This window comes from Clostridium sp. D53t1_180928_C8, assembly GCF_015667795.1.
Classification (GTDB): Bacteria; Bacillota; Clostridia; order Clostridiales; family Clostridiaceae; genus Clostridium.
In genome coordinates this window covers 1-15,996 of the sequence record NZ_JADPEL010000061.1, presented here as the reverse complement: position 1 = coordinate 15,996, position 15,996 = coordinate 1, and the positions used below count along the sequence as shown (strand labels likewise).

The 15,996-nt window shown below is 28.7% G+C and carries 24 protein-coding genes; all 24 read right to left on the bottom strand.

The features are described from left to right. On the bottom strand, positions 1-185 hold a 185-nt coding region (locus I4V51_RS18755), incomplete at its 3' end, for a hypothetical protein (RefSeq protein WP_195989958.1). 16 nt (positions 186-201) lie between these two features. Beyond that, the gene (locus I4V51_RS18750; protein WP_195989957.1) at positions 202-678 is read right to left on the bottom strand and encodes a hypothetical protein; all 477 of its coding nucleotides are present in this window, start codon (positions 676-678) and stop codon (positions 202-204) included. Positions 679-693: 15 nt separating this feature from the next. Then, positions 694-882 carry a hypothetical protein gene (locus I4V51_RS18745; protein ID WP_195989956.1) on the bottom strand — a complete coding sequence of 63 codons (189 nt, stop codon included), beginning with the start codon at positions 880-882 and terminating at the stop codon, positions 694-696. A gap of 10 nt (positions 883-892) precedes the next feature. Continuing rightward, entirely contained in the window at positions 893-1,294 is a 402-nt protein-coding gene (locus tag I4V51_RS18740; RefSeq protein ID WP_195989955.1) for a hypothetical protein, read from the bottom strand. Continuing rightward, a complete protein-coding gene (locus I4V51_RS18735; RefSeq protein WP_195989954.1) occupies positions 1,284-2,447 on the bottom strand; it encodes a siphovirus ReqiPepy6 Gp37-like family protein in 1,164 nt (387 codons plus the stop codon). Before I4V51_RS18735 ends, I4V51_RS18740 begins: the two co-directional genes overlap by 11 nt. Then, a complete protein-coding gene (locus tag I4V51_RS18730) occupies positions 2,426-3,043 on the bottom strand; it encodes a hypothetical protein (protein WP_195989953.1) in 618 nt (205 codons plus the stop codon). Before I4V51_RS18730 ends, I4V51_RS18735 begins: the two co-directional genes overlap by 22 nt. An 11-nt stretch (positions 3,044-3,054) precedes the next feature. Continuing rightward, a complete protein-coding gene (locus I4V51_RS18725) occupies positions 3,055-3,906 on the bottom strand; it encodes a phage tail family protein (RefSeq protein ID WP_195989952.1) in 852 nt (283 codons plus the stop codon). An 11-nt stretch (positions 3,907-3,917) separates the two neighbouring features. Next, the gene (locus I4V51_RS18720; RefSeq protein ID WP_195989951.1) at positions 3,918-5,819 is read right to left on the bottom strand and encodes a hypothetical protein; all 1,902 of its coding nucleotides are present in this window, start codon (positions 5,817-5,819) and stop codon (positions 3,918-3,920) included. Further along, positions 5,809-6,156, bottom strand: a complete 348-nt coding sequence (locus I4V51_RS18715) for a hypothetical protein (protein ID WP_195989950.1) — start codon at positions 6,154-6,156, stop codon at positions 5,809-5,811. The genes I4V51_RS18720 and I4V51_RS18715 overlap by 11 nt, the downstream gene beginning before the upstream one ends. After that, positions 6,114-6,434: a hypothetical protein gene (locus tag I4V51_RS18710; RefSeq protein WP_195989949.1), complete on the bottom strand. Its 321-nt coding sequence runs from the start codon at positions 6,432-6,434 to the stop codon at positions 6,114-6,116. The genes I4V51_RS18715 and I4V51_RS18710 overlap by 43 nt, the downstream gene beginning before the upstream one ends. 60 nt (positions 6,435-6,494) lie before the next feature. Next, positions 6,495-7,076 carry a hypothetical protein gene (locus I4V51_RS18705; RefSeq protein ID WP_195989948.1) on the bottom strand — a complete coding sequence of 194 codons (582 nt, stop codon included), beginning with the start codon at positions 7,074-7,076 and terminating at the stop codon, positions 6,495-6,497. 2 nt (positions 7,077-7,078) lie between these two features. After that, on the bottom strand, positions 7,079-7,438 hold the full coding sequence (locus tag I4V51_RS18700; RefSeq protein ID WP_195989947.1) for a hypothetical protein: 360 nt from the start codon (positions 7,436-7,438) through the stop codon (positions 7,079-7,081). Further along, a complete protein-coding gene (locus I4V51_RS18695; RefSeq protein ID WP_195989946.1) occupies positions 7,431-7,874 on the bottom strand; it encodes an HK97-gp10 family putative phage morphogenesis protein in 444 nt (147 codons plus the stop codon). The genes I4V51_RS18700 and I4V51_RS18695 overlap by 8 nt, the downstream gene beginning before the upstream one ends. Next, entirely contained in the window at positions 7,858-8,184 is a 327-nt protein-coding gene (locus tag I4V51_RS18690) for a hypothetical protein (RefSeq protein WP_195989945.1), read from the bottom strand. Before I4V51_RS18690 ends, I4V51_RS18695 begins: the two co-directional genes overlap by 17 nt. Continuing rightward, entirely contained in the window at positions 8,174-8,458 is a 285-nt protein-coding gene (locus I4V51_RS18685; protein ID WP_347708673.1) for a head-tail connector protein, read from the bottom strand. The genes I4V51_RS18690 and I4V51_RS18685 overlap by 11 nt, the downstream gene beginning before the upstream one ends. A 35-nt stretch (positions 8,459-8,493) precedes the next feature. Further along, positions 8,494-9,711 (bottom strand): phage major capsid protein, encoded by a 1,218-nt coding sequence (locus I4V51_RS18680; protein ID WP_195989943.1) that lies wholly within the window; start codon positions 9,709-9,711, stop codon positions 8,494-8,496. Beyond that, positions 9,711-10,436: a head maturation protease, ClpP-related gene (locus tag I4V51_RS18675; protein ID WP_207746020.1), complete on the bottom strand. Its 726-nt coding sequence runs from the start codon at positions 10,434-10,436 to the stop codon at positions 9,711-9,713. Before I4V51_RS18675 ends, I4V51_RS18680 begins: the two co-directional genes overlap by 1 nt. Continuing rightward, entirely contained in the window at positions 10,436-11,593 is a 1,158-nt protein-coding gene (locus I4V51_RS18670) for a phage portal protein (protein WP_195989959.1), read from the bottom strand. The genes I4V51_RS18675 and I4V51_RS18670 overlap by 1 nt, the downstream gene beginning before the upstream one ends. A 24-nt stretch (positions 11,594-11,617) precedes the next feature. Next, positions 11,618-13,321 carry a terminase TerL endonuclease subunit gene (locus tag I4V51_RS18665; RefSeq protein ID WP_195989942.1) on the bottom strand — a complete coding sequence of 568 codons (1,704 nt, stop codon included), beginning with the start codon at positions 13,319-13,321 and terminating at the stop codon, positions 11,618-11,620. Continuing rightward, on the bottom strand, positions 13,321-13,716 hold the full coding sequence (locus tag I4V51_RS18660; RefSeq protein WP_195989941.1) for a hypothetical protein: 396 nt from the start codon (positions 13,714-13,716) through the stop codon (positions 13,321-13,323). Before I4V51_RS18660 ends, I4V51_RS18665 begins: the two co-directional genes overlap by 1 nt. Positions 13,717-13,811: 95 nt before the next feature. Next, the gene (locus I4V51_RS18655; protein WP_195989940.1) at positions 13,812-14,543 is read right to left on the bottom strand and encodes an HNH endonuclease; all 732 of its coding nucleotides are present in this window, start codon (positions 14,541-14,543) and stop codon (positions 13,812-13,814) included. After that, positions 14,536-14,718: a hypothetical protein gene (locus tag I4V51_RS18650; RefSeq protein WP_195989939.1), complete on the bottom strand. Its 183-nt coding sequence runs from the start codon at positions 14,716-14,718 to the stop codon at positions 14,536-14,538. Before I4V51_RS18650 ends, I4V51_RS18655 begins: the two co-directional genes overlap by 8 nt. Before the next feature lie 198 nt (positions 14,719-14,916). After that, positions 14,917-15,504 (bottom strand): tyrosine-type recombinase/integrase, encoded by a 588-nt coding sequence (locus I4V51_RS18645; protein ID WP_195989938.1) that lies wholly within the window; start codon positions 15,502-15,504, stop codon positions 14,917-14,919. A gap of 1 nt (position 15,505) precedes the next feature. Beyond that, positions 15,506-15,676 carry a hypothetical protein gene (locus I4V51_RS18640; protein ID WP_195989937.1) on the bottom strand — a complete coding sequence of 57 codons (171 nt, stop codon included), beginning with the start codon at positions 15,674-15,676 and terminating at the stop codon, positions 15,506-15,508. Between the last annotated feature and the right edge of the window lie 320 nt (positions 15,677-15,996).

Sequence of the window (15,996 nt, the reverse complement as noted above, 5' to 3'; positions counted from 1 at the left end):
TCCAATTGCGAAACTAATTCTTTAGTCTTTACTTCTAGATCTGCAGCTTTCTTTTCTACATCTTTAGTTATAGCTTTAGCTTTTATTTTTTTAGTACCCTTTCCACTTATAACTACATAATCTTCATCATCCAATATCTCTTTAGTAGGCAATTCAACTAATCTTGTAGTATTTAATTTTGTCATTTGATTAACCCTCCTCTTATCTTATTATTGCTGTATTATCATCAACTAGTAATACATTGCCATTATCATCAAGTAAAATAGTAGGATAAATAACTTCTTCTCCATCCCACTTTTCATTTATACTTCTTTTTATTTCAAAATCAAATGGAGGTAGTGTAATCTTGCAACCATCATCATCCATTAATACTATCTGCATTTTAGATTTACCAATATTTTGACTATATGCTTCATCAAGTTTGAATGTAACTTCATTTTCCTTAATAGCAGCACTTTCTACACTATCAATTCCAAAGGGTGTTTCAATAAGAAGCTTAGCCTTCAAAGGATTAATTGGTATCATTTTATAATGTGATCCACTTGGTTTGATTTCGATTCCATATTCAAAAATACTGAAAACTAAATCTAAAACATCATTTTTATAAAACTGTAATTCAGAATTTAAATTTGAAGAATAATTTCTTACTGTCAATGTTACTTTTTTATATAATGACATAAGTCCACCTTCTTTCTACGTTTCCTCAAATACTTCCTCAAAGGTTTGTCCAAATTTATTCTTAATTTTAAATTTTTTCCCCTTAGCCTGCTCTTCAAAAAACTTATTATAAATATCATCTGAAATTTCTATATCATCATCTTCTATTTTATTTATTTTATGATGCTTAAATCCAAAATTAATTCCATTTCCACTTAAATACATTTTATACCTCCTATACTATAGTTTTAAAATTATAGAATATAGCAACAGCTCCTATTCCAACACTTGTCCCATTGCTTCGCGCTAGTGCCATTGCCTTTATTGTAATAGTTGTTTCTGTAACTGATTTTGCTACTAAATCAACTGCATTTGTATTACCATACTTAGTTAAGTGTATATCAAAAATTTGATTTTTAATTTCTGTTGGTAAGGTTACAGTAACTTCTGCATCATATCCACTGTTATTTATTATTGCTTCTCCCCAAACCTCCATAAGTCCACCTGGGAAAACTCTAAACCCACTTCTACCTAATTGTTGAACTTGTCCTATTATTACTTCTTCATTTGTTTCAAAATGAAATGTATCATATCCTGTTTCTGTCTTTACATTGTACTGTTTATTTTTAATAGCCATTTATACCACCTTCTATATCTTTTATCCATATTTGACCTACTGGTCCTATAGGCTCTATATCTGATACAACTATTTTATTATTTTCATTAAGTGGAGTATTTAATATTTGTTTTAACTTATCTGTAAACATGCTAACAATAGTGCCAAATGTAGGTTCTATAATAACTTCTCCACCTTCATAAGATTCCTGAACCTCAATAACCCTAGTATGCTCTAAATATCCTAACTCCTTATCCAATACTGTTACTATATCTCCTAAATCCCATTCATCTATATAACCATTATTAATTGTTTCACATTCAAATGTTTGAATACTTTGTTTTTCAGCTAATTTTATATTCCCTCTATCAATTAAACTTTCATTTTCTTTTATATCTCTTGCATCTACAAATAATTCTTTTCTCTCTAATCCTGTTAATTCATTATTAACTATCTTTATTTCCCTATTGATTCCTTCCCCTTGTCCAGCAACTATAGCAACATTTTTAAAATCAATATCACTTGTTATATAGTTTTTATTTATGACATTATCATACTCACTACTAAAAATTTTAGGTGGTAATATAGTTTGTTCAGTACTTAAATTATTACCTTCAAATACTTCAAAAATAAATTGTTTATTTTCAATATCTAAATATACTCCCCATCCTAAACCGCTTATTTTAGATAAACTTGTTAACTCATCAGCTAAATATTTAAATCTGGTTTGAAAATTTAATTTCTCTCCTCTTCCTAAAGAATTAGCTACAATTAATTTAGGTATATTTCTTTTAGGATCATTAGCTTCAACAGCATTTTTTATAACTATTCCCTTCATTATGTCTTCAACATTAGTATTGTAAGAATCATACTCTAATCCTACTGGTGGAAATGTAACTCTATTAACAAACCAGTAACCAAGTGTATAACCTTTAATTTTTATAGTATTAGATGTAATAGATATTTCATCTATAGTTCCTACTTTAAAAGGATTATTATTTATCATTATTATATTTTTCTTTCTAAACAATTCTTTATTGAATTTATTTATATTAATATTAAATTCACCATAACTTTCCCAGCTTCTTATAAAAATAAGAGAAGTAAAATTATCTACTTCTCCTAAAAACTCTAAATTACTATTAAAAAATCTTATGTTACATCTTTTATCCATATAGCACCTTCTATAGCATCAACAGGTTCTGTAGATTGAATGAAAATATTTCGCCACCCTTTACCTTGTTGCTGCTCAAACCATATATTAAATTTTTCATTAAATCCACTCATCATACTATTGAATTCATTTAAATTTTTAGGTCTTATAGCACCACAATAAGATGTATACCTTTCATCGGTTACAGTAGTAATCCCACTGGAAGAACTAACATATATTTGTGCTAAACTTAATTCATATATGCTACTAGTTCTAGTTAGAGATGGTGCTACTGGTTTATTTGATGCAGTTCCTTCTTTAATGAATATATCAACATTCATACTAGCTATATCTAACCTAACTACAATTCTATCTATTCTATCATAAGTAGCGTTTTTACTTACTGTAATAGTTTTAGTTGTATCCTGATATCCAAAATATCCATTTATAATTGCAAAACCTATAGCAACTCTTAAGCTTGTACTAGAATATCTAGTTACTTTCAATCCCATATCTGAAGTGGTTGCATTAATACCATTTTCATATATATTACTAAAATATCTTGCTAAATCCTCTTGGCCATAGTTATTATTTCCATTAAAAAAACCACATTGCATTTTAACACCCCCTATATTCCTAAATATTTATTGTAATATTTAATAGATACTCCTTTTGATTCTAAACTTTTAGTTGAGTATTCTATAAGATTATCCCCTAATCCTAAATTAAAAAAAGTAGAATTTAAATTTATGTAGTTAAAAGCATTTTCTCTAACTCCATTCCTTTCTATTTCTACTTTTTTATTTCCATATTCAGTTGTAATATATAATGTATCTTCTGAAGTAAGTTGTCTATTAACCTGAATAAACTCCCCAGTAGTTTTATTTTCTATACGTGGATCTATAGCTGGACCCTTAAAAATTATTTCAATAGGTGTATCAACATGGCCATCATTATATATATTCTTAATATTTTCCCCTTTTTGCTTTAGCGTAAAAGGTAAATTAAGTGGAAAGTTTAATCCACCAGTCCATGTAGTTAATTCAATTAACTTTTCATCTATATCAGTAAAGAATGGATTATGAGCTATTAAAATAACTTCTCCAGAGCAATCTTTTCGTCTTGAAATAATATTTATTATAGGTACACTTTCAGGAACACATTTTATCTTTCTTTCAACTCCAGCATAACTATAATATAAATATCCTTCCCCTAATTTAGGATTAAAAACTCTAAAAATTCTATCTCTAAATAACATTAAGTCCTCTTTTGAATCTGCTGCTAATGAAAATCCTATTACTAATTGCCTTGCTTCTAAAAATGTCGAGTTATAACTTTCACCATCTTGTTTATATCCTTTTGTTGAATTTATTTGAGTATCAACATTAGAAAAACCATCAAGACTAGCTAATAGGAATGGTTTATTTATAGAAAATGTTATAGATTCCTTTAATTTATTAACAAATGTTACTTTTTGCATTATTCTCCTCCTTAAGCTAATCCTAATCCTAATTGTCTTTCTAAGTTTCTTTGTTGCCTCATAATTTCTCTTTCACTTAACTTTTCATTACTATAGAAATTATAAGTATTTCCACTACTTAATTTTTCCTTTGTTTCAGAAGCAGTATAAACTCTAGAACCTCTTGGCATTTCAACAAGTTCTGGTCCTTGTTCTCCAACAATAGCCATACCACCTTTAAAATAATCTGTTCCTTTATATAGCATTGGTATATTAGGTATATTAATTCCCTTACCACCAATTGCAGGAACCCAATCTGGTACTTGAAGCTTATTTAATCCATTAATAAAATTATTTATTATTCCAATTACAGTATTAATAGGTGATTTTACAGCTGTTACTATACCACTAAATATTCCTTTAACTATGCTAACTACACCTTCCCAAGCTCTACTCCAGTTCCCACTAAATACTCCTTGCACAAACTCTATAATTCCATTAAGAATAGGCTTTAAAGAATTATTCCAAACATCTCCTATACCTTTAAATACATTACCCACAATCGGTAGAATTCCATTTTCAAAAACATATTTAAATGCTGGTAATAGTATATTTTTAATAAAATCACCTATTGCTTGTAGTACTGGTTTTAATGCACCTTCCCAAAATGATTTTATAGTAACTACAAAATCATTAAATATAGTACTCATACCACTGCAATTTTCATCAAAATATTGTTTAGTTGTTTGTATTATATCAACTATAAAATCAAAAACTGGTTTTAAAATACTTTCCCAAACAACTTTTATAGAATCAGTCATTATTTGAAAATAAGTACTAATTGCATTAAATATAATATCACTATTAGCCATTAAATCTAAAAATATTTCTTTTATTATATTAAAAATAGGTTGTCCTAACGTATTCCATAGGTCTACAACTATATCCCAAAGACTTTGCCAATATTCAACTACATTACTAATCATATCAAGTACAGTATCTGGTATTTCTATTCCGAAAACTTCTTTGAATACAAACCAAATATTATCAACTATATCTTCACCTTGTTCCATCCCTTCTTTAAATGAATTTATAGCATCTGATATTTTAACTACAAATAAGTTTGCATTTGAAACAAAATCTGCAAACATTTCAGCACCTTTTTTAGCAAGTGGTAAAAAGAAAGCACCTATAGTTTCAGTTATGTTTCCAAACTGTTCTTTTGCCTCATTAAGATAAAAGCCCATAGACCTATTGCCTTCATTCCAATAATCAACTGCATTTCCTGAAGCTTCAAGAGCAGCTTGATATATTACTTGTGCTTTTGTTGCATTATCTAATTTATCATATGTTCCAGAAAGACCTAAACTTAACATAGCTTGTTCTTTAGCTGCATCATTTATTTTAATACCATACTTTTCAAGACCTTTAGTACTTCCTGTCATAGCTGATTGAATATCATTTATAGCAGTTGCTGCATCTATTCCATTCCAATTAGCTAATTGAACCCCTAATTCAGTTGCTCCTTTAGCCATGTCAACACTAGCTTCTTTAGCCATTCCCATACCTTGAGTAATGTCTGCGATACTATTCATGTACCCAGCTATAGTTCCAGAACCCAATCCAAATGAACGCTCATTAGCTAGAGCCCAATCATTTACAGCTTCAGCACTATCACCAAATATAACATCTGTCTTCTTCATTGTTTGCTCTAATGCTTCTGCTGCATTAATGCAAGTTTTCCCAAAATCAGCAATAGCTTTAACTGTAAAAACAGTCCCTATTACTCCTGCTGCTTTCTTTGCCAAATCACCAAGTTTATCAAATTTTCCTCCAGTATCTTCAGCAGTTTTCCCAGTATCGGAAATACTTTTCTTAGCTTTATCGTTATCAACCATTATTGATCCAACAAGCTTAAATATTTCAATTGCCATTACCATCTACCTCCTTTAGAGTAAGATTAATAATGTTATTTACTCTACTTAATATTTCTTCAGTATCTAAGTTTTCAATTTCAACTTCTCCTGAAGGAATTATATTGATTTTAAATTCTTCAAATGATATATAATTTTCTTTTGTCATATTAGGATATAAGCTTGCCCATAATTGCCATATCTTCTCTTCTTTATCAGTTTCATAAGCAACTTTAATTAAATCATATCCATCTTCAAACTCTTTCCTCATTATATATTCAATATTGTTATATCTTCTTAATAAAAGCTCCTCAGTTACTTCAGAAACTGTGAAGCTTTTGATAAAAAACTTTTCCACTTCTCAACTGATGCAATTTCAAATATTTTATCTATTAACTCTTCTGGATCTAATTCTCTAACTTCCTTTTCTGTCATTTCAAAAGGACCAGCTAAAAATTTATATATCTTTTCTTCACAATATTCATCTGCACAATTTCCTACAATTTCAAAAATAACACTCATTCCTACTTGTCTTACATCTTGTGTCTTATCAATATTTTTAATTACTTCTACTATATCTGCTTCTTTTAAAACTCTAGCTAGTGAAAAAATATCTTGTGTTTGTAAACTTCTCATTATAATCTCCTCCAAATAAAAAAGAAGTTGTTTCCAACTTCTTTATTTTAATTATTAATTTTATTGTGCTTTTGGATAATAAATTGCGTATGGTGGTGTTTCTAAGTCTTCTGCAGTATAGTGTCCATAAACAGTTACTCCTAATACAGCCTCTGATTTAGGTGATGTTTGTAAATCTAATCCATCTGTACTTAAAGCATTATAAACTTGAATTATTACTGGTTCATTACTTCCACTTATAGTACCAATGTAAGTTATATTTTCAATATAATCTTCAGCAGCTATTAAATTCTTACCCTTTATTACATGATGTTTTGAATCATCTGTAATGTTTGTAGCACCTAATGCTAACTGTAAAGTTTCCTTAGTAGTTTCTATAAGATTCATTGACATGCTAGTTTCCCATTCATCAATTTCCTCTAATCCAGCTGTTCGTGTTGGTGCTCCATCAACTTCTATTTGTCTAATTGTTGCTACTGCTTTAAAACTACCTCCACCTCTAGTTGCACCTATTAATTTACCTGATTCTTTTGCAGTTTCATAAGTATCTGTTCCCACTTTAAAATTTTTAAAGTATGCCCCTGCCCCTGTTAATAAATTATCTTTTGTCTTTTGAGAATATCCACTTTTTACTTTCCCCATGTCTACTCCTTTCCGAAATACCTTATTTCAAATGTTTCATTTATTCTTTGAATATTTTTATCCTCATCATCAACAAATTTTCTATCATTGTTATAATAGATTGCACATGAATGCTCATATGAATTTATAACCTCTTCATTTAATACTTTTTCTATGTTATCAGCTAAATTTTCTATTGTTTCAGATGAATCATTTTTATCCCAATAATCAATTTCTAATTCTTTAGAATCTCCAATATCATTAATTCTATAAACTATATAAGGAAATTGAGCTGTAGAAGATGCCTGTCTATGAAATACTCTCTCATGTCCACTTTTAATTAATGAATATATATCTTTTCTTAATTCAATACTCTTAGCCATCTGCTCCTCCTTTATATTCTTGTTCATTAATCATACTTAATGCTGCAGATTCACTTTCTAATCCACTTAAATACTTTGATTGAATTTCTATTATCTGTGGAATATTACCCTCTACAGTTTCTTTTAATATTCCTAACCTTTTTGTTTTTGATGAACCAAGTTCCTGAAATCCCCCATAAAACGCATTTGGTTTTATACCAACTTGTAAATCCTTATCTTTCTTTCTAACCCAATATTGAGTATATCTACCTACATTTCCTTTTTTTCTTGAAAATAGTCCATAGTAACTTCTTCTAAATTTATTACAAATAAACTTTCCACAATCTCTTAATGCAGCTCTTGTAAGCTCATCTAGTGTATAATTTACTCTATCAACATTAGAAGTAAATTCTACATTGCCATTTTTCATTTTAGTAACGCTAGGTGGAATTGGCATTGTTAACACCTCTTATTAATATTAATTGTATTTTTTCAGATGATACTTTATATGTCCTTAATACTGTATATTCTTCTTCTCCATATCCATCATCATACTTAATATATTTTTGTTTATTATAATCTACTATCATTAACTCTAATGTTAATTCTGGTTTCATACCTACTGCTTGTGCCTGGTAAAATTCACTTGCTCTAATTGATTTTTCATTACAGTAAACTTCATCTTCATAGACAATAGTTTCTACTAAATCACCAATTTCATTAGTTATTTCCCTTTTTTCTCCTAATAAACAAATATCATTCCACATTATATTCACCACACAAACTTAAATGTTGCTTAAGACTGTTATAAGATTCTTGATATTTCTCTGAATCTTTATTGTCTAAGCCATAATTAGCTTTACAATAAGTTTTTATCGCTTGTACTATTAATGGATCATCTTCATTTATTTTTTTTACTCCTGAAATTCTTAAGTCTAATTTGGCTGATTCAATTAACTCATTAATTTCATCAATAACAATTACTGAATTACTTCTTATTCTAAGTGCTTGTTTTATTTTCTCTAATAACAAATTAATCACTTCCTTAAAAGGAAAAGTTGCGTAAAAACGCAACCTTAAGAATTTTTCTTAGTTATAGTTACTAAAGAATTCTTATCTACAACCTTACCATCAACTAGCATTAATGCCTTTGTTACCATATCATCTGTGTCATTATCTTCATATCTCTTGATCGTCATGTTTAAATTGCTATTTAATACATAATCATTTGGATTGAATAAAAATGCAACAATTGTATTATCACTAACTGTATCTTTATAAGAATCCATATAATCATTTAAAATTACTCTTCTTCCTAAAAGAGATCTTTCAGGTGCTCCACCAATTCCATAATTAACTCTTGCTATAGGTTGCTTATTACTATCAACCATTCCAATAAATTTCATGAAAGTCTTTTTAGTCATAAACCAAACTGCTCCATTTTCATAAGCTAATGGTAACGCAGCTTCTGCATTTATTAAAGTTTCATATTCCAAAGTTTCAGCTGCTGCAATATCAATATTTTGACCTTCTGCTACAGTTTCTTGTAATATTCCTTTAGGTTTAGCTGAACCATCACCTTTTATAATCGCTTCTTCTAATGCTTTAGTCATAGCTTCTACAACATTATTAATAAATGCAGTTTCAAAAACTGGTAGAGCCATTGTATCAACTTCTAATGAGTTTGATATAGCACATCTTAATTTATGATAAGCAAATGTTATAGATCCTTCAGAAGTTTTCTTTTGTTTAGTACTTCCTGCTCCTTCAGATACCCATGTTGCAGTTGGTTTTACAGTTGAAGTAGGAATAGTCAATCCACCCTTATAAGATGTTCTAGTAACTAAAGGAAGAATCATTCCTGTAGCTTCCATTTTTTCTATAATCTTTGATAAAACTGTTTCAGGTATCATTTCACCAACATCAGTAGTTTTAGTTGGTCCTGCTGCATTTTTAAACTCTCCAGCTATAGGTGTTCCTTTTGTTACATAATTCATGAATGCTTTTCTATAATCTATAGAGTTTGAAAAATCTTCTCCAACTACATTGTTTGTTGAATCAATTACTGTTCCTACAACTGTTCCAATACTTTTATTTTGAATATCTGTTATCTTTGCATTATCCCTTAGTGCATTTAAATTAGCTTGTTCTCTTGCTGCATTTTCAAAATCTGTATCTAATTTTTCAATTTCAGCTTTCTTTTCTGAAAACCCTTTGAAGTCACCAGCATTAATTAACGCTTGCCCCTCCTCTAATAATGTGTTTCTTTGAGCTAAATATTTTTCTTTATTCATTACTTAATTCCTCCTAATTTTAAAAAATCTAATTCTGATTGAGCTTTTTGTTGCATAAAAATATCAACCATATCACTTTTATTTGTAATAGGTTGATTATTATTAGCTTTATTAAATAAATTTAATATTTCATCTGGTATTGATGAAAGTGAATTATATAATCCCAAATTAACTTTATTGGTTAATCCACTAGGTATATTATTTGTTTCAAACATTATTTCATCTATTAAACCTAATTCTTTAGCTTTTTGAGCTGATAAATAAGTTTCATTATCCATCAACTGTAATGCTTGTTCTCTACTCATTCCACTCTTAGCAATATATGCATTAGCAATAGTATCATTTGCATTTCTTAATATTTCAGATACATGATCCATAGCTCTATAATCCCCTGACGCTCTAGTAGATACATTATGCACCATTAATTGAGCTGTTGGCGACATTGAACTTCTACCCGCCATAGAAATAACACTTGCTGCACTTGCTGCTAACCCAACGATTTGAATATTAACTTCACCACTATAATTTCTAAGTTCAGTATATATTTCACTTGCAGCGAATACACTTCCTCCAGGTGAGTTAACCTTTAATGTAACTGGTTGCCCATTAGCTTGTTTAAGCTGATTAATTACATTTTTAGGGCTTGTATAACTCCATCCTATCCAGTCATAAATCCATTGACTGTCATCTTCAATAATATCTCCCTTTATTTCGATATCTATCATTATTCTTCACCCCCTTTCGTAGTATTATCATCAATTACAGCAGTATCTAACCTTCTAATAGGTTTGTTCCCGCCTTCAACTGGTGCTAAACCAAATGTTTCTCTCCATTCATTAGGTGTCATTGCTCCTCTGTCAACCATAGCTTGTAAATTTAATTTTGTTGACATTGATGCATACTGTAAATTAGCAGCTTCAAAAATAATTTTGTTTCCATAACCTCTTTCTCTTCTAGTAAATAGCTTTCTAGTAAATTCATTACTAAGTTGCATTGCTAAAGGTTCAATTTCACTTTCATAATAAGAATTCCATTCATTTTCATCATATTTACTTTGAACTATTTTCTCATTAGTATTGAAATATGAATATAATCTTTGAACTGTTTTCTCCATTTGTACTGCATTTGGTACATAATCTTTAGGATCAACTTGTTTCGCATCCATTTTGGCATCTGTTGCAGCTGCTCCACCTGAATTTTCTATAGATAAAAACTGTTGTGTAAACTCATCTGTTTGCTTCTTAATATCTTCTGGTCTTAAAGTTTGATTAAATTTCAATAACCATTTAATTATTCCACTATTTCTAATAGCTTTTACTATACCTTGGTCTGTTGTATTGACTATCTCCATTAAAGGCTGTAATACTCTTTGTGGACTTTCTCCAAATATATCATTTGTATTAAAATCTTGTCTTAAATGAATAACATCTGAATATGGATAAGTACATACTTTACCATTAGACATAGTACATTTTAAATATAATAATCCTTCTCTATCATAAATAGCTTCTACACTTGATGCTGGAATTGGATATAATTCTATAGGATAACTAAATTCATCTCTATGAATATATATAAAAGCATTATTATTTAACTGTAACTGTATAGTTACTTTCTCTTGTAATAATTGTCCACTCATATATGGATTAGGTTCTTCAAGTAAAAACCTTATATAAGTTTCAGGGTTAACATTAAATCCATCTGCATTATTATATCTTATATGTTTAGCAACTAATTTCCCTATAGCTTTTGCCTTAGGTCTTATACATGCTCTTATAATATCACTTTGATATAGATTTCCATTCCACGAATAATATCCATTTCCTTTATCAGTAATCAATTCAAATCTTGTTACTGACTGCTTTTTATTTAAGAAACTCATTATTCCCACTTTATCACCCCCTTCCTAAATCATATTTTCATATTCATTCTTATGTCTTTCAAGTGCAACATAAGCATTTAAAAGAGCTGCAGTTCCATCAATTCTTTTCCTAGACTTAACTTTTATAGGTTGTATATTACCATTTTTATCAATATCTACAGATGTATTACCTAAACACCACTTATCTATAGGGTTATTGTTATAATTTATATACTTCTTCTTTATATCTGCTTCAAGTCTTTGCATTGGTCCTGATAAAGTGTATTTACCTTGTATTACTTTATCCATGCTCTCTTTACCAAAGTATCCTTTCATTTCATCAACCCAGTAATCAGCACTCCATCCATCATACCCAATCCAAGGTATATAAATTCCTAATTCATTCTGAACTTCTAAAAACCATTCAGTGACATACTTAGGATGTACTGTATTTCCTGGTGTAGTTCTTAAAAGGCCTCTTTCATTCCATATTCTATATGGAATTTTATCATCAGCTTCTCTTTCATTTAATAAATCTTCTGGAAGCCAATACATACTCATTACATAAATATTCAAATCATTAGGTACCATAAAAATAACCTTAGCTGCAGTAAGGTCTGTTGTTCTTGAAAGGTCTGCTCCGCCTATACCATATTTAGGTTTTAATTCTTCTAAACTAAATTTAGAAACATTATTTAATTCATCAAATGTTAGCCATGTTTCTCCTGCAGTTTCCCTAATATTAAAGTCTTTGCAACATAAATTTTTAACTAACTTCGGATTAGCTAATGCTTTCATTACCTTAGTTTTTATCTGATCTATCTTTTTAATAGTTCCCAAACCTGGATTAGCCTTTTTCCACTTATCTTCTTCTTTCCATTCACTTTTTTTATCAAGTTCATAAATTAAGGGTAGGAAGTGAGGATCATTATACCCATCTTCTTGAAAGAAACCATTAATAAGCATTTCAGATTCTTCATATTTAGTATCATAAACTGATTCTCTAACAGTTCCAGCAGTAGTAATTATAAAAATCATAGGATTATCTCTTGAAGAGCATCCATCAACTACAACATCATATAAATTCTGGTCTTTCCAAGCATGTACTTCATCCATTAATGCTCCATGTACATTTAATCCATCTAAAGTTTCACTATCTGAACCTAAAGGTTTAAAAACTGAATCATTAAAACTACTAATCATTTCAGCTACTAAAGGTTTAATTCTTTTTAACAATGCTGGTGACTTCTTAACCATTCTCTTAGCTTCTGACCAAACTATTTTAGCTTGATCCTTCTTTGTGGCTACTGCATAAACTTCTGCTCCTGGTTCCCCATCTGCAATCTGAAGATATAATCCAACTCCTGATGATAAAGTTGATTTTCCATTCTTTCTACCAACGACTAAAAATACTTCTCTGTATTTTCTTGTACCATCTATTTTATGGATAAATCCAAATGATGCTGCAAGTAAAGCTTTCTGCCATAATTCTAAAATTACTGGCTTGCCTCCCCATTTACCTTTGCTATGTTTACAGTAGTTTTCAATAAATTCAATTACATGATTAGCTTTTTTAGAACTAAATTCATATTCACTATCTTCATCTGATAAATCATATACTAATTTTTCATAAACCTTTTTTACCTTTTCTCCAACTACTTCTTCACCATCAATTATTTTTTGATAATATTCTAAAATTGGATTATAGTCTTCAGGATAAATAATTTTTCTAACTTTCTTTTTTATCATTAGTTTTTACTCTCCACAAATTCCTCAAAACCATCATCAATTGTAATTTCTTTATTCTTAGGTAATAGGTCTAATAAAAGTTTCATGGATGAATTATAATTTTTAACCATAGTATTGTAAATTTCTATCTTTGGACTTTTCTTAACACCAAATTGATTTTCACCATTTTGATATTCAGTAAGTACTCCTTCAACTTGAATTTCATCCCTAAGCTCTTTTAATGTAACTGCCATATAAGCAACATTATCAATTACAGATGTAACTCCTTTTAAAACTTTAGGTTCTATATTTTTTAAAAAACCTTTAATTTTATTTATTTCCTTCTTAATATCTTTTTCTTTTTCTATCTTTTCAGATAACCCTGAAAATCGTTCGTCTTTTCTTCTATTTTGCAAAACTACACCCCCCTTGCAAAATTTCAAATATGTTAACTGACTCTCCCCCTCCGACGGTCCCTTGTAAGAACACTATAGCTTTTTTATGGGGGGGCTTACTGTTCGTAAAGTTCAAACCATTTATTAATAATATATCTCTGTAACTGCTTATCGCTTCGGCTATTATCATTCATAGCATTGTCTATACATGAAAGTATATCTGTATTGATGAACACTAACTCTGCCTTAAGTCTTTTACTAAGCATTACCCTTTCATTCTTATATGGTAATGAAGCTACTATCCATATATTTTTACAATCAACTTTATTCTCTTCTATTTGTCTATAAATAGTTTCTCTAATTGTATTAGCAACACTTAATAAATTATCTGGTGCATTAGTCTTACTTTCCATACTTATAGCTTGCTTTATTAAATCTAAATCAACTACTAAATCACCATGCTGTCTATGTTTATTAACATATGTTGTCTTACCACTTCCTGGTGCTCCATAAACAATATATCTTTTAATTTCCTTTAGCTCTCCATTCTCATCAAAGTATGTCCCATTATTAGTAATCGGCTTTGACTTACTGAAGTTTTTCTCTAACGGATTACTTTTTCTATGCTTCTCAAAATGACAATCTCTACACAATAAAATTAAATTATCTTCACCTAAAGCAATATTAGGATCATTAATGTTAATAGCATTTAAAAATTCTTTATGATGAACTTCTTCACCAGGTCGTCCACATTCTTGACATATACCATAATATTTTTTAAAAATATACTCTCTACATTTAACCCACTCTTTAGATTTGTAAAATTTCTTAGCAAATTCCTTAGCCATTATTAATATCTACTCCAACTACTTCATACCTAGCATTAATTATGCAAACTTTCATTCCAGTAATCTTTCTTATTCTAGCTTCTTCTTTTTTTATATCTTCTTCTTTCATTGGTACTTTAGCTTGTATAATTAATGTTTGCTGACTATTTTTTTTATTTAATATATAATTTTTCATCCCAAAATACCTCTTTTTTAACACGAATTATATTGTTTTTATAAGTTTTATTGTCCGTTTTTTCTCCAAATAATGTTTTATAATATATTAAATCAAACATTTATTTTTTTTAGTTTCTACTAATATATGCAATTATTTTTTTACCTTAAATCCCTTACATATAAAAAATAGAACATTTATATGCTAAAATATAAAGGATTAGATTATTAAATTATTTAAAGAACTTAATGTTCTTCCATATAACTCAATATCTAATCCTAAATATCTTTTTGTATATTCTATTGTACTATGCCCTAATAATTCTTTTACATAGAATATATCTTTTCCATTTTCCATCCAAACTCTATAAGCAAAAGTCTTCCTTAGACTATGTGCTGATAAATTTATATCTCTTAATTTTAAATCTTCAGCAACATCTTTTAATATATCAGTTACACCTTTTACTCCTAAGTTTCTTCCCTTTTGACTATAAAACATATATTCATAATCTTTTTTATTTTTTATATAATCTTTTAGTTCTTTTTTTAAATTTGGAACTATTGGTACTTTTCTAACTTTTTTTGTTTTCCCTTCTTCTATCTGAAAATAACCATAAGATAGAGCTCTTTTTATATCTTTTACTCTTAAACTTACTAAATCTCCTACTCTATATCCAGTAGTAATTCCAAGAATAAATAAAATATAATTTCTATAACTGTGAGTTTTATTTTGAGCTTTTATATATGCCTGGATATAATGAATATCATCTATTCTTTTTATAGGATCTGCAGGCATCTTTTTCCCCATTTTATCTCACCTGCCTTATAGCTCCACCAATTTTTCTATAAGAACTATGCTTCATTAACTCCTCATAATCTCTTTTAGTAAGCTTTTCTTTTTTAGAGTGTTTATTTTCATTAGCTTTTAGCTTACTATAAGTATCTGGTTGAGTTTCTTTTATTATATCTTTTACTTTCATTTCACACTCTCACCTTCTTAATAAATAATAAAAGCACCTAAGAATAACTCTTAAGTGCTTTTGCATCTAAAGGGGATTTTTATTAAATTTTATAAATATAACATCTTACATTTATTGTATTACAAGTTCTTTTTACTTTCTACTTTTTTGTATCGTTTTTGTATTTAAATTGTCTTTATTTTTTCTTTTTTTTACAAATAACCTAATGAAATTGCAATTTTTCTTAAAGAATCATTCTTAATTTTATAGAATTTTGCCTTACTCATACACATATTGGCTATTATTTGCTGATTAGTATAAGTATTTCTAAAATAACATTC